The following is a 15,429-nucleotide window of genomic DNA, read 5'->3' on the forward strand; positions in this document are numbered from 1 at the left end:
CTGCCCCATGGCAAGGATCTCCATGAATGCTTTCTGGCCCCAACTGCTCGCCCGGCTGCTGCCACCCACACCCCGTAACTTCACCTACGAGGCCATCCTGCGCGCCGAATTGTTCAGCGCCGAGCAGATGGCCGACCACGGCATCCTGCTGGCGCGCCAGCATGCGCTAAGCCCGCGTGGCGGCAGTGATTCGCTGCTGACGCGCCTTGGCGACAACCACGCCACCCTGGCGCACAGCTGCGCAGCGCTGGCCCGCGCTCACCCCTCTACCCGCCGCGTGACCCCGGCAGCGGAATGGCTGCTGGATAATTATTACCTGGTGGAGGAACACATCCGCATTGCCCGCAGCCACCTGCCCAAAGGCTACAGCCGTGAATTGCCGCGCCTGGCCAATGGCCCCTGCGCCGGGCTGCCACGGGTCTACGACATTGCCCTGGAAACCATTGCCCACGGCGACGGCCGCGTCGACGAGGACAGCCTGGTGCGTTTTGTCGACGCCTACCAGACGGTGACGGCCCTGACCCTGGGCGAGCTGTGGGGCATTGCCATCATGCTGCGCCTGGCGCTTATCGAAAACCTGCGCCGGGTGGCTTCACGGGTCATGGCCAACTGGGCCGACCGCAACCTGGCCAATGACTGGGCGGACCGGCTCACCGACACCGCCGAGCACGCCCCACGCAACGTGGTGCTGGCGGTGGCCGACATGGCCCGCTCGGAACCGACCATGTCGCCGGCCTTCGTTGCCGAGCTGACCCGCCGCCTGCAAGGCCAGAGCGCCCTGTTGATTCAGGCGCTGACCTGGGTGGAGCAGATGCTGGCCGAGTCCGGGCAGACCATCGAGCGCCTGGTGCAGTTGGACGCCCAGCAGCAGGCCGCCGACAAAGTGTCCATCAGCAACAGCGTCGCCAGCCTGCGCGGCTTGGCGACCACCGACTGGCGTGAGTTCGTCGAGCGCATGAGCCATGTGGAGCGCACCCTGCGCGAGGACCCGGCGGGTGTCTATGCGGCCATGGACTTCGCCAGCCGCGACCACTACCGCCATGTGATCGAACGCCTGGCCCGCCATTGCCGCCACACCGAGGCCAACATCGCCATGGCGGTGCTGGCCCTGGCAATGGACCAGCACCGCCTGGCCCCGGGCGACCCGGTGGCCGGGCATGTCGGCCATTACCTGATAGGCAGCGGCCTGGCGACGCTTGAACGGCAATTGCACGCCCAGGTACCTTTCGCTGAGCGTGGGCAGCGGTTGCTGCGCGAGGCGCCGCTGGCGTTTTTCCTTGGCCCGGTGGCCCTGCTGTCGCTGCTGCTGGCGTGGCCCCTGCTGGCCGCCGTCGACGGCCTGACCCTGTTACTCCTGGCCCTGCCGGCCCTGCTGTTGACCAGCCGCCTGGCGATGAATCTGGTCAACGGCCTGGTGACCTTCACCGTACCGCCCTGCCAGTTGCCGCGCCTGGATTTCAGCGAAGGGATACCCGCCGCCGCGCGCACCCTGGTGGTGGTACCCACGCTGATCGCCAGCGTGGCCGACCTGCAGGCATTGGTGGAAGAGCTGGACGTGCGCTTCCTGGCCAACCGCGACGAACACCTGCACTTTGCCCTGCTGACCGACTTCATGGATGCCCCGGCCGCCAGCCAGCCGGGGGATGAAGCGTTGCTGGCCCAGGCCAGGCAGTTGATCGAGGCGCTGAACCAGGCCTATCCGGGCCCTGCTGGCGAGCGTTTCTTCCTGCTGCACCGGCCACGGCTGTGGAACCCCGCCGAGCAGGTGTGGATGGGCGCCGAGCGCAAGCGCGGCAAGCTCGCAGAGCTCAACAGCCTGCTGCGCGAGGGCAACCGTGCAGGCTTTGCGCTGATCGTCGGCGCCATCGAGGCTCTGGGCCGCGTGCGCTACGTGATCACCCTGGACACCGACACCCAGCTGCCCCGCGACACCGCACGGCAGTTCGTCGGCGCCATGGAGCACCCGCTCAACCACGCCCGCCTGGACGCGGCCGGCAAGGTGGTGGCCGGCTACGCCATCCTGCAACCGCGCGTGGGCATCAGCCTGCCCAGCGCCGCCCGCTCGCTGTACGCCTGCCTGTTCGGCACTGACGCCGGCATCGACCCCTACACCCGCGCGGTGTCCGACGTGTACCAGGACCTGTTCGACAACGGCTCGTTCATCGGCAAGGGCATCTACGATGTCGACGCCTTCGAGCAGGCGCTGCACGGTCGCTTCCCGGCCAACCGCATTCTCAGCCACGACCTGATCGAGGGCTGCTACGCGCATTCAGGGCTGCTCAGCGATGTGCAACTGTTCGAGCAATACCCGTCCGGCTACAGCACCGACGTCAAGCGCCGCCACCGCTGGATACGCGGCGACTGGCAGTTGCTGCCGTGGCTGCTGCCGTGGGCCAGGGGCGCTGCGGGTGGCTGGCGCAGCACCGGCCTGAATGCCCTGGCACGCTGGAAGATTTTCGACAACCTGCGCCGCAGCCTGGAGCCGGCCGCCGTACTGGCGCTGCTGCTGTGGGGCTGGCTGGGCAGTGCCCAGCCGCTGGCCTGGACCCTGACCGTGCTGGCCCTGCTGCTGGTGCAACCACTGCTCGACAGCCTGCTGGGGGTGCTGCACAAGTCCACCGAAGCATCATGGCGCCAACACCTGGCCGCTGCCCTGCGCAGCGCCGGGCTGCAGTTCGTGCGCAGCGGCCTGGCGTTGGCGTGGCTGCCGTTCGAGGCGGCGTTCAGCCTGGATGCCATCGCCCGCACGCTGTGGCGCATGGCCGTGAGCAAACGCCACCTGCTGCAATGGAGCGCCTCCCGGGACGTGGAGCGCAGCGGCAGCAACGAGCTGCTCGGCCTGTATTGCAGCCTGTGGGCCTGCCCGCTGCTGGCGGTTGGGCTGGGCGTGATGTTGCTGGCCCGGCCCATGACCCTGGGCGTGGCCGCGCCCTTCCTGCTGCTGTGGCTGGCCGGGCCTGCCCTGGCCTGGTGGGTCAGCCGGCCCTCGACCCTGGCAGTGTTCGACCCCTCGGCCGAGGAGCGGCGCTTCCTGCGCACCCTGGCCCGGCGAACCTGGGCGTTCTTCGACCAATACGTGAGCGCCGACGACCATTGGCTGGTACCGGACAATATCCAGGAGCCCCCGTACGCCCACGTGGCCCACCGCACCTCGCCCACCAACCTGGGCATGGCGCTGCTGGCGCACCTGGCCGCCCATGATTTTGGCTACCTGGGCCGTGGCCGCCTGCTGCAACGCCTGGACCTGATGCTGACCAGCATGGAAGGCCTGGAACGCTACCGCGGCCATTTCTACAACTGGTATGACACCCAGGCGCTGACGCCGTTGGCGCCGTTGTATATAAGCACCGTGGACAGCGGCAACCTCGCCGGCCTGCTGCTGACCCTGCGCCCCGGCCTGCTGGCGCTGGCAGCGGGGCCCGCCGCTGGCAAGCCGGTGGTCAACGGCTTGCTGGACACCCTGGATGTGTTGCTGGCCGCCTGCGCCGCTGCCGACCTGCCGGCGCAGGTTGTCGACGACCTGCGCAGCGACACGCAGGCCTGGCTACACGCCGACGATGGCGCCCAGCCCGCCCTGCTGCAATTGCTGCAACGGGGCATTGCGCTGCCCGTGCCCGGCAGCGCCGAAGACGTCACCTACTGGCACCAGGCGCTGCACGCGCAGTGCCTGGACCTGCACCAGGAACTGAGCGCCCCGCCCGCAGACCTGGCCCGGCTGGCCAGCACCCTGGCCGCCCGTGTCGCCGCCATGGCAGTGATGGACTTCAGTTTTCTCTACGACGCGCCGCGAGACCTCTTCGCCATTGGCTACAACGCCAGCGAACGCCGCCTGGACAGCGCCTACTACGACCTGCTTGCGTCGGAGGTGCGCCTCACCCATTTCGTCGCCATCGCCCAGGGCCAGGTGCCCCAGGCCAGCTGGTTCTCCCTGGGCCGGCTGCTGACCAGCAACGGCGGCGTGCCGGTGCTGCTGTCGTGGTCGGGCTCGATGTTCGAATACCTGATGCCGCTATTGGTGATGCCCACCTACGCCGGCACCCTGCTGGACCAGAGCTGCCAGGCTGCCGTGGCCCGCCAGGTTGAATACGGCAACCAGCTGGGGCTGCCGTGGGGCGTCTCCGAGTCGGCGTACAACGCCCAGGACGCCGCCTTCAATTACCAGTACCGCGCGTTCGGCGTGCCGGGGCTGGGGCTCAAGCGCGGCCTGGGCGAGGACCGCGTGGTGGCGCCCTACGCCAGCGTGCTGGCGCTGATGGTCGACCCGCAAGCGGCCAGCCGCAACCTGCAACGCCTGGACGAACAAGGCCTGAGCGGCCGCCTGGGCCTGTACGAGGCAGTGGACTACACCCAGGCGCGCCTGCCGCCGGGGCAACGCCAGGCGGTGGTGCGTTCGTTCATGGCCCACCACCAGGGCATGAGCCTGCTGGCCCTGACCTCGGTGCTGCTGGAGCGGCCCATGCAGCGCCGTTTCGAGTCCGACCCGCAGTTCCAGGCCTGCGCCCTGCTGCTGCAGGAGCGCGTGCCGAAAAACGCCGCGCGTTACCTGCAGGCCGACCACACCAGCGCCAGCGACGACAGTGCCCGCCACGGCGAAGCAGTGCTGCGGGTATTCAACGACCCCGCGCAGCAGCGCCCCGCCGTCCAGCTGCTGTCCAACGGCCGCTACCACGTGATGGTCAACAGCGCCGGGGCCGGCTACAGCCGTTGCAATGAACTGGCCGTGACCCGCTGGCGCGAGGACAGCGTCAACGACAACCTTGGCACCTTCTGCTACCTGCGCGACGTCGCCAGCGGCGCGTTCTGGTCCACCAGCCACCAGCCAACCTTGCATACCCCCTATAGCCAGGAAGCGATTTTCAGTGACGCGCGAGCCGAGTTCCGCCTGCGCGAACGGCATTTCGACTGCCACACCGAGATCGTCGTGTCGCCCGAGGACGACGTCGAGCTGCGGCGCCTGCACCTCACCAACCGCGGCCGCAGCCGGCGCACCCTGGAACTCACCAGCTACGCCGAAGTGGTACTGGCCCCGGCCCTGGAGGACGCCCTGCACCCGGCGTTCAGCAAGCTGTTCGTGCAGACCGAACTGCTGCCCGAACTGCAGGCCATTGTCTGCACCCGCCGGCCGCGCTCACAGCTTGAGACGCTGCCATGGCTGTGCCACCTGCTGGCCGCCCATGGCGTCGATATCGACAGCATTTCCTACGAAACCGACCGCGCCCGCTTCATTGGGCGCAACCGCACATTGATGGCGCCTGCGGCCCTCGACCCGGGCGTCGAACATTTGAGCGGCAGGCAGGGCCCGGTGCTGGACCCGATTGTCGCGGTACGCTGCCGCATTACCCTGGACCCGGGGCAGACGGCGACCCTGGACCTGGTGACAGGCCTTGCCGCCAGCCGCGAGGCTTGCGTGCAACTGATCCACAAATACCGCGACCGGCACCTGGCCGACCGCGTCTTCGACCTGGCCTGGACCCACAGCCAGGTGCTGCTGCGCCAGCTAAACGCATCCAGCACCGACGCCCACATGTTCGAGCACATGGCCGCGTCGGTGATCTACGCCAACGCCGGGCTGCGCGCCGCCAGCGCCACCCTGCTGAGCAACCGCCGCAACCAGTCGGGGCTGTGGGGCCAGGCCATTTCCGGCGACCGGCCCATTGTGCTGGTGCAGATCGGCGACGCCGCCAACCTGGAACTGGTGCGGCAGATGGTGCAGGCCCACGCCTACTGGCGGCAGAAAGGCCTGACCGTCGACCTGGTGATCTGGAACGAAAGCCAGGCGGGTTACCGGCAGGTATTGCAGGACCTGATCATGGGCCTGGTGACCTCGGGCAGCGAAGCCAGCCTGGTGGACCGCCCGGGCGGCATTTTCGTGCGCCCGGCCCAGCAGTTGTCGGCCGAGGACCGTACCCTGCTGCTGTCGGTGGCGCGCCTGGTGCTGCGCGACAGCCTCGGCAGCCTGGCGGAGCAGGTGCACCGGCGGCGCAGCGAACCGGCGCTGCCGCGCTTCGATGCCAGCCTGGTGACCCTGCCGGTGCAGGCGCCGCTGCCGGAACCGGACCCGGCGCTGCTGCTGGCCAACGCCTACGGTGGGTTCAGCACCGACGGCCGCGAATACATCATCGACCACACCCCCGGCCAGCCGACGCCAGCGCCTTGGGTCAACGTGCTGGCCAACCCGCAGTTCGGCACCCTGGTGTCAGAAGTGGGCAGCGCCTACACCTGGGCGGAGAATGCCCACGAGTACCGCCTTACCCCCTGGCACAACGACCCGGTCAGCGACGGCAGTGGCGAGGCCCTGTACCTGCGCGATGAAGACAGCGGTCGTTTCTGGTCGCCCACGCCGCAGCCGTGCCCGGGCAGCGGCCGCTACCGCACCCGCCACGGCTTCGGCTACAGCGTGTTCGAACATGAGCAGGACGGCGTGCACAGCGAACTGTGGGTGTACGTGGCGCTGGATGCGCCGGTGAAGTTTTCGCGGCTGATCGTGCGTAACAGCAGCGGCCGCCCACGACGCCTGTCGGCCACCTGCTACGTGGAGTGGGTGCTGGGCGACCTGCGCAGCAAGTCGGCCATGCACGTGGTGACCGAGGCTGACCCGTTCAGCGGCGCGCTGTTCGCCCGCAATGCCTGGTCGATCGAATTCAGCCAGCGCGTGGCCTTTCTCGACACCGACGAGCCGGGGCGGCGCATCACCTGCGACCGCGCCGAATTCCTCGGCCGCCATGGCAGCCTGCAGGCGCCGGCGGCGCTGTCGCGCTCCCACCTGCAAGGGCGCAGTGGCGGTGGCCTGGACCCCTGCTCGGTGATGCAGGTCAGCCTGGCGCTGGCCGACGGCGCCAGCCAGGAGGTGATTTTCCGCCTGGGCGCCGAACACGACGCCACCGCCGCCACCCGCCGCGTGCAGCAGTACCGTGGCGCCCGCGCGGCAGCCGTGGAGCTGGACAACGTGCGCGCGCACTGGCGCACCACCCTGGGCGCCGTGCAGGTCAAGACGCCTGACCCAAGCCTGGACGTGCTGCTCAACGGCTGGCTGATGTACCAGGTCATCGCCAGCCGCTTCTGGGGCCGCAGCGGCTTTTACCAGTCGGGCGGCGCCATCGGCTACCGCGACCAGCTGCAGGACAGCATGGCCATGCTGCACGCCGCACCCGAGGCGGCGCGCAGCCACCTCCTGCTGTGCGCCCGCCATCAGTTCCGCGAAGGCGACGTGCAACACTGGTGGCACCCGCCACTGGACCGCGGCGTCCGCACCCGCTGCTCGGATGACCTGCTGTGGCTGCCCCTGGCCACCAGCCGCTATGTACAGGTGACCGGCGACCTGGGGGTGCTGGACGAGCGCGTCGACTACGCCCAGGGCCGGCTGCTGAACCCGGACGAAGAGTCCTATTACGACCTGCCCGGCATCTGCGGCCAGCCCGAAAGCCTGTACCAGCACTGCCAGCGGGCCCTGGACCACGGCCTGCAATGCGGCGCCCATGGCTTGCCGCTGATGGGCAGCGGCGACTGGAACGACGGCATGAACCGGGTGGGCGAGCGCGGCCTGGGCGAAAGCGTGTGGCTGGGATTCTTCGGTTACGACGTGCTTCAGCAGTTCGCCGTGACGGCCCAGCGCCATGGCGACAGCGCCTTTGCCCTGCGCTGTGGCGAACGCGCCAGCGCGCTGCAAACCCAGCTGGACGCCCATGCCTGGGACGGCGCCTGGTACCGCCGGGCCTGGTTCGACGACGGCCAGGTGCTGGGGTCTGCCAGCAACGACGAATGCCGTATCGACTCCATCGCCCAGAGCTGGGCCGTGCTGTCCGAAGCGGCGCCCCGTACCAGGGCGCGCCAGGCCATGGCGGCGCTGGACACCAACCTGGTACGCCGTGATCTCGGCATCGTGCAGCTGCTGACCCCGCCCTTCGACAAGGGCCAGCTGGACCCTGGCTATATCAAGGGCTACGTGCCGGGCGTGCGCGAGAACGGTGGCCAGTACAGCCATGCCGCCGTGTGGGCGAGCATGGCCTTCGCCGCCCTGGGCGACGCCGACAAGGCGTGGGAGCTGATGCGCCTGATCAACCCGGTGCGCCAGGGCAGCCCGGCGCTGATCGACCGCTACAAGGTTGAGCCCTACGTGATGGCGGCCGACGTCTACGGCGCCGGCCCCCATGCCGGGCGTGGCGGCTGGACCTGGTACACCGGCTCTGCAGGGTGGATGTACCGGTTGGTCCTCGAATCATTGCTGGGTGTGCGGCGCCAGGCCACGACGTTACGCCTGCAGCCGCTGCTGCCGGCGGACTGGGCTGGGTACAGCCTGGAGTATCGATTTGAAGGCACGGTGCATCACTTCGACGTGAAGCGCGGCACCGAGAGCGCGGTGGTACTGAGCGCCGATGGCAAGCAGAGAGTCCGTGGGGAGGCCTGAAAACAGGCGTATGGTGTGCTCATGCCAAACGCCCCGCTGCCCCACCAGAACCACCTCCTCGCCGCCCTGCCCGCCGAGGCGCTCGCGCGCCTGCGGCCGCACCTGACCCTGGTCGACCTGCCGCTGGGCAAGGTGCTGTACGAATCCGGCGACGCCCTGCGGCATGTGTATTTTCCCACCAACGCCATTGTCTCGCTGCTGTACGTGATGGAAAACGGCGCTTCGGCGGAGATTTCGGTGGTGGGCAACGAAGGCCTGATCGGCGTGGCGGTGTTCATGGGCGGCGAAAGCACCCCCAGCCGCGCCATCGTGCAAAGCGCCGGGCACGCCTGGCGGCTGCCTGGGCAGCGGCTGAAGGACGAGTTCAACCGCCACGGCGACATGCTGTTGCTGATGCTGCGCTACACCCAGGCGCTGATCACGCAGATGGCGCAGACGGCCGTGTGCAACCGTCACCACTCCATCGACCAGCAGCTGTGCCGGTGGCTGCTGCTGTCCCTGGACCGGCTGCCGGGCGATGAGCTGACCATGACCCAGGAACTGATCGCCAACATGCTCGGCGTGCGCCGCGAAGGCGTCACCGACGCTGCGGGCAAGCTGCAGCGCCTGGGCGTGATCGAATACAGCCGCGGGCACATCAAAGTGCTCGACCGCGCCCGCCTGGAACAGCTGAGCTGCGAATGCTACGCGGTGGTGCGCAAGGAAACCGAGCGCCTGCTGCCGTACCTACCCTGACAGTACGTAGGAGCCGGCCTTGGCCGCAATGCAGACGACGCGATCGGCGGGTCGCACGCCCCTGTAGCAGCTGCCGAAGGCGGCGTCAGGTTCACCGCAATGTGCCGGGAAAAGCGCGGCGCCTTGGACGCGGCCTGCGGCCGCTGCTACAGAAACCGCGTTGCGTGCGGGGTAGGAGCCGGCCTTGGCCGCGATGCAAACGACGCGATCGGCGGGTAGCACGCCCCCGTAGCAGCTGCCGAAGGCGGCGTCCGGGTTCACCGCAGTGTGCCGGGAAAAGCGCGGCGCCTTGGACGCGGCCTGCGGCCGCTGCTACAGAAACCGCGTTGCGTGCGGGGTAGGAGCCGGCCTTGGCCGCGATGCAGACGACGCGATCGGCGGGGCGCACGCCCCTGTAGCAGCTGCCGAAGGCGGCGTCAGGTTCACCGCAATGTGCCGGGAAAAGCGCGACGCCTCGGACGCGGCCTGCGGCCGCTGCTACAGAAACCGCGTTGCGTGCGGGGTAGGAGCCGGCCTTGGCCGCGATGCAGACGACGCGATCGGCGGGTAGCACGCCCCCGTAGCAGCTGCCGAAGGCGGCGTCCAGCTTCGCCCCGGTGTGCCGAGGTACACACTGTGGGAGCTGGCTTGCCAGCGAGCTTTTTGGCCCCAACAGCTCGCTGGCCAGCCCGCTCCCACAAGACAGTTGCTGCTACGGGTATGATGGGGGTCTGTCCAGCCTGCTTCGGTTTTTGCCATGCCCATCAGCATCCTCTACGCCCTGGCCGCCGCCGCGCTGTTCGGCGCCAGCACGCCGCTGGCCAAACTCCTCGGCCTGGCCATTCACCCGGTGCTGCTGGCCGGCCTGTTGTACCTGGGCAGCGGCGTCGGCCTGCTGGCCGTGCGGCTGCTGCGCGACAAGGGCTGGCAGCGCCCGCGACTGGCGCCCGGCGAGTGGTCGTGGCTGCTGGGAGCCATCGGCTTTGGCGGGGTGTTGGGGCCAGTGGCGCTGATGCTGGCGCTGACACGCACCCCGGCGGCCAGTGCCTCGCTGCTGCTGAACCTGGAATCGGTGCTGACCGCGCTGCTGGCCTGGGTGGTGTTCAAGGAAAACGCCGACCGGCGCATCGTGCTGGGCATGGCGGTGATCGTCGCCGGCGGCGTGGTGCTGGCCTGGCCGGGCGCCGGCCTGCAGTTGCCCGGCCTGCCGGGCCCGCTGGGCGTGGCGGCGGCGTGCCTGTGCTGGGCCATCGACAACAACCTGACGCGCAAAGTGTCCGCCTCGGACGCGCTGTTTTTGGCCGGCATCAAGGGCCTGGTGGCGGGCGCGGTGAACACCGCCCTGGCGCTGCTGCTGGGCGCGCAGCTGCCGGGGCTGGCGTTGCTGGCGCCTACCCTGCTGGTGGGCCTGCTGGGCTATGGCGTCAGCCTGGTGCTGTTCGTGCTGGCCCTGCGCGGGCTGGGCTCGGCGCGCACCGGCGCGTATTTCTCCACGGCGCCGTTCCTGGGCGCGGCCATCGCCCTCCTGGTGCTTGGCGAGCCGGTCACCGCGAGCTTCTGGCTGGCGGCGGCGCTGATGGCCGTGGGCGTGTGGATTCACCTCACCGAACACCACGCCCACGAACACCAGCACGACCCGATGGCCCATACCCACCCCCACGTGCATGACGAGCACCACCAGCACAGCCATGATTTCGCCTGGGACGGCGTGGAGCCCCACGTGCACTCGCACCAGCACCAGCCGCTGCGCCACAGCCACGCGCACTTTCCCGATATTCACCACCGCCACGATCACTGACCCAACGCGCCCTGTAGCCGCTGCCGAAGGCTGCGGCTACAAGTGCGGCGTAGGGGCGGCCTGGGCCTGGAACCACTGCATCACCTGTGTGCAGGCCGGGTGGCTGGCGGCCGAGGGCTGCGGGCACAGGGCGTAGACGCCGCCGGTACGCAACGCCGGGCCGAACGGCACTATCAACACCCCGCGGTCCAGGGACTCCTGGGCCAGGGTCTGGTCGGTGACGGCCACGCCCAGTCCTCGGGCGGCAGCGTCCAGCGCCAGTTCGTCGAGGTTGAAGGGGATGTGCCGGTAGGCGTCCAGCGGCCGGTCGCCATGCGCCGCCAGCCATTCGCGCCAGGCCTGGCGGTCGGCCGAGCGGTGCAGCAAGGCGAACCGCTGCAGGTCATCGAAAGCCGTCAACGGCCCCAGGCCCGGCGCGCACACCGGCACCAGCGCTTCCTCGAACAGGGTCAGGCAGGCCGGGTCAGCGGGCGGCTGCGGCAGGTAGAGGATGAACGCATCGCTGTCGCTGGACGGTTCCACCACCTCGGTGGCCACGGTCTCAATGGCCAGGGCCACCTCGGGGTGGCGCAGGTAGAAATCGCTGAGTTTGGGCAGCAGCCAGCGCACCGCCAACGACACGTGCATACGAATACGGAACGGCCGCTTCTGCGGCGACAGGCGTTCATGCAGTGCCTGCAACTGCCCAATGATCTGCCGCGCACTGGCCAGCACCTGCTCGCCCTCGGGCGTGACCTGCAAACCTCGGCTGTTGCGCAGCAGCAACGGCACGCCGAAATGGCTTTCCAACTGCTGCACCTTGCGGCTGACCGCGCTCTGGGTCAGGCACAGTACTGTGGCGGCCTGGGTGAAACTGCCGCTGTCCGCCACTTCCACCAGAGCCTGCAAGCCTTGCAGCGACGGCACGTGCCGAATGTTATCCATGCGTTTTCCGAATAGACGAATGAGAATTTAACGTTGGCCGCAGCCTCCACCACCTCATAAATTGTAGCCACGACGGCCGACCACTGAAAGCCAGCATGCATATTCTGCATGCTGGCGAAGGCCGGGTTCTTATCGAGGCAAACCATGAACAATCACTGTGGCTGGATAGCGCTGGCGGGCAGCGCCGCCCCGCGCGCTCGCCTGAACGGCAGCCGCCAGGCCGACTTCCTGATCATCGGCGCCGGCATCACCGGGCTCAACGCCGCCCATGCGTTGGCAGGACTTCACCCCCAGGCGCACATCATCGTGCTCGACCGGCAACGCGCCGCCCAGGGCGCCTCGGCACGCAATTCCGGGTTCGCCGTGGCCCACGAGCATCCAGCTGGCCACGAACTGATCGGCCAGCCAGGCTTCGCCGGTTACCAGGCGGACACCGCCATTTCTCGCGCCGCCAATGACGAACTGCGCCAGCGCCTGGCACGCCTGGCCATCGACTGCGAGTTGCGCGACGACGGCTACCTGTTCGCGGTCAACGACCCGGCCAAGCTCACTGACATCGACGCCACCCTGGCCACCCTGCGCGCCGTGGGTGCCGAGGCCAGCTTCCTGCAGGGCGCGGCGTTGCAGCAGCGCCTGGGCACCGGCCATTACCAGGCGGCCATCGAGTGCGCGGGCGGCAATGCCCTGCTGCAGCCGGCCAAGTACGTGCGCGGCCTGCTCGACACCCTGCCCGCCACGGTCACGGTGCACGAACACACCGCAGTCACCGGCCTTGAGCGGCTGGCCAACGGCGGGTTCCGCGCCCTGGCCGAGCATGGCAGCGTCAGCGCACCACGGGTGCTGGTGTGCCTGAACGCCTTCATCGCCCGCAGCGGCCTTGCTGCCAGCGCCACCTTCCCCATGGAGCTCAGCGCCAGCCTGACCCGCCCCTTGAGCGAGCAGGAACTGGGCGACGTCGCGCCGTGGGGCGTGCTGTCCACCCGCCCGCTGGGCGCCACCGTGCGGCTAACCCCGGACCGCCGGGTGATGATCCGCAACACCGCCGAATACCGCGGCACCGACCTGACCGCCGCGCAACTGCTGCAGCGCCGTCAGCACCACCTGCAAGGCCTGCAACGGCGCTTCCCGTGGCTGGCCGCCGAGGACATTCGCTACACCTGGACCGGCCACCTCAGCGCCTCGCGTTCGGGCCAGCCGTACTTCGCCGAGGTCGAACGCGGCCTGTACGCGGTGGCGGGCTGCAACGGCTCGGGCGTGGCCCGCGGCACCCTGTGGGGCCGGCTGCTGGCGGAGCTGGCCAGCGACCAACGCTCGCCGCTGCTGTCGGCCGTGCTCGAGCGCGCCCGCCCTGGCTGGCTGCCGCCCAAGCCGCTGCTGGATATCGGCGCGTGGCTGCGCATGCGCGTGGAAACAGTCCGCGCCCGCAGCGAAATCTGAACAACAATAACGTCAACCCGACAGGTCCAAGAACATGCGCGCACTCACGCTTTACACGGCAACCCTGGTCTCCACCCTCGCGCTCGCCGCGGGTGCCGACGAACAGGTCAGCATCTCCAACTGGAACGGCTACATCGCCGACGACACCCTGGTGAACTTCACCCAGGCCACCGGCATCAAGGCCACCTACGACCTGCACGACAGCAACGAGGTGCTGGAGTCGAAACTGATGACCGGCAACTCCGGCTATGACGTGGTCAGCCCGTCCAACCACTTCCTCTCGCGCCTGATCAAGGCCGGCGCCATCCAGAAGCTGGACCGGCGCCAACTGCCGAATTGGCAGAACCTCGACCCGGTGCTGATGAAGAAACTGGAAACCAATGACCCCGGCAACCAGTACGGCTTCCCATACATGTGGGGCACCGCCGGCATCGGCTACAACGTCGAAAAGATCAAGGCGATCTTCGGCAGCACCGACGTTACCCGGTCATGGAGCCTGTTCTTCGACGAAGCCAACATCAATAAACTCAGCCAGTGCGGCGTGGCGATCATCGACAACCCCACCCAGGTGCTGCCCATCACCCTCAATTACCTGGGCCTGCCGCACCACAGCCATGAGCCCGCCGACTACAAGCAGGCCGAGGCCGCGCTGCTGAAAATCCGTCCGTACATTCAGTATTTCCACGCCTCGAAGTACGTCAGCGACCTGGCCAACGGCAATATCTGCGCGGTGATCGGCTTCAACGGCGACATCGTCCAGGCCGCCGCCAGCGCCAAGGAGGCCCACAACGGCATCGACATCGCCTACTCGATTCCAAAAGAGGGCTCGACCCTGTGGATGGACATGGTGGTGATGCCCAAGGCCGCGCCCCACGAGAAGAACGGCTACGCCTACATGAACTACCTGCTGACGCCGCAAGTGATCGCCAACATCAGCAACAGCATTCATTACGCCAACCCCAACAGCGCGGCGGATGCCTACCTGACGCCTGCGGTGAAGAACGACCCGGCCATCTACCCGCCCAAGGACGTGATGGAGCGGGTGTTCATCGTCGAGGACCTGCCGCCGGCCATTGCCCGGCTGACCACGCGCTTGTGGACCAAGCTCAAGACCAACACCTGACCCCGTCGTCCGCGTAACGCCCGGACGCAGCCTGCGGCAGCTGCTACGCGAGGTGCCGTGTAGCAGCGGCGGTAGGCCGCGTCAGTGCGCGAATATCGATCCCCCCGCCTTGCCCGCCATCTTCTCCGGCTTGATCAGGAACCGCGCCAGCGCCGGCAGCAGCCACAGCGCACCGAACATGTTCCACAGCAGCATGAACGTCAGCATCAGGCCCATGTCGGCCTGGAACTTGATGGCCGAGAAGATCCAGGTGCACACGCCGATCGCCAGGCACAGGCCGGTGAACAGCACCGCCTTGCCGGTGGATTTCAGCGTCTGGTAATAGGCTTCCTGCAACGGCAGGCCGGCGCGCAGGAAGCTTTCCAGGCGGCTGTAGATGTAGATGCCGTAATCCACGCCAATGCCAACGCCCAGCGCCACCACCGGCAGGGTCGCCACCTTCACGCCGATGCCCATGAACGCCATCAGCGCGTTGCCCAGCACCGAGGTCAGCACCAGCGGCAACACAATGCACAGCGTGGCGGCGAACGAGCGGAAGGTGATCAGGCACATCACCGCCACGCAGATGTACACCAGGATCAGGATAGTCAGCTCGGCCTGTTTGATCACCTCGTTGGTGGCCGCCTCGATGCCCGCGTTGCCGGCCGCCAGCTGGAACTGCAGGCCGTCGTGGTCATGGCTGGCGGCGAACTGCTTGATCACCGCCACGGCGCGGTCGAGGGTCTCGGCCTTGTGGTCGTTGAGGAACACCAGCAGCGGTGCCAGCGAACAGTTGCCGTTGTACAGCCCGTCGGCGCGGGCCACCGAGCTGTTGAGCACCTCGGGGTTGCGCGACAGGCTTTCCCACTTCAGGTTGCCCTCGTTCATGCCCTTGATCACCTGCTTGCTCACGGTGACCAGCGACACTGTCGACTGCACGCCCGCGGTGTTGTCCAGCTGCCACATCAGCTCGTCCATCGGCTGCATGGTCTCGTAGCGCGAGCAGCCTTCGGCGGCGGTCTGCACCATCACCACCAGCACGTCGGAGCT

Annotated in this window: 7 protein-coding genes; 5 read left to right on the forward strand and 2 right to left on the reverse strand. The window is 68.3% G+C overall.

Going from position 1 to position 15,429, the window contains the following annotated elements; genetic code table 11:
- The first annotated feature begins 22 nt into the window (after positions 1-22).
- The 3 genes from AC0SZ7_RS07420 to AC0SZ7_RS07430 all read left to right on the forward strand — a co-directional run bounded on the left by AC0SZ7_RS07420 (position 23) and on the right by AC0SZ7_RS07430 (position 10,916).
- Positions 23-8,404 (forward strand): glycoside hydrolase family 94 protein, encoded by an 8,382-nt coding sequence (locus AC0SZ7_RS07420; RefSeq protein ID WP_475503774.1) that lies wholly within the window; start codon positions 23-25, stop codon positions 8,402-8,404.
- A gap of 21 nt (positions 8,405-8,425) precedes the next feature.
- Entirely contained in the window at positions 8,426-9,139 is a 714-nt protein-coding gene (locus AC0SZ7_RS07425) for a Crp/Fnr family transcriptional regulator (protein ID WP_475503775.1), read from the forward strand.
- 736 nt (positions 9,140-9,875) lie between these two features.
- Entirely contained in the window at positions 9,876-10,916 is a 1,041-nt protein-coding gene (locus AC0SZ7_RS07430; RefSeq protein WP_475503776.1) for a DMT family transporter, read from the forward strand.
- A gap of 36 nt (positions 10,917-10,952) precedes the next feature.
- On the opposite strand, the gene AC0SZ7_RS07435 is transcribed toward AC0SZ7_RS07430, so the two are convergent.
- Positions 10,953-11,840 carry a LysR substrate-binding domain-containing protein gene (locus AC0SZ7_RS07435; protein ID WP_475503777.1) on the reverse strand — a complete coding sequence of 296 codons (888 nt, stop codon included), beginning with the start codon at positions 11,838-11,840 and terminating at the stop codon, positions 10,953-10,955.
- A gap of 144 nt (positions 11,841-11,984) precedes the next feature.
- On the opposite strand from AC0SZ7_RS07435, the gene AC0SZ7_RS07440 reads away from it, so the two are divergent.
- Both AC0SZ7_RS07440 and AC0SZ7_RS07445 read left to right on the forward strand, forming a co-directional pair.
- A complete protein-coding gene (locus tag AC0SZ7_RS07440; RefSeq protein WP_475503778.1) occupies positions 11,985-13,277 on the forward strand; it encodes an NAD(P)/FAD-dependent oxidoreductase in 1,293 nt (430 codons plus the stop codon).
- A 34-nt stretch (positions 13,278-13,311) separates the two neighbouring features.
- Entirely contained in the window at positions 13,312-14,400 is a 1,089-nt protein-coding gene (locus AC0SZ7_RS07445) for a polyamine ABC transporter substrate-binding protein (RefSeq protein ID WP_475503779.1), read from the forward strand.
- Positions 14,401-14,481: 81 nt separating this feature from the next.
- On the opposite strand, the gene AC0SZ7_RS07450 is transcribed toward AC0SZ7_RS07445, so the two are convergent.
- On the reverse strand, positions 14,482-15,429 hold a 948-nt coding region (locus AC0SZ7_RS07450), incomplete at its 5' end, for an efflux RND transporter permease subunit (protein ID WP_475503780.1).

Source organism: Pseudomonas sp. JC1203 (genome assembly GCF_056175065.1).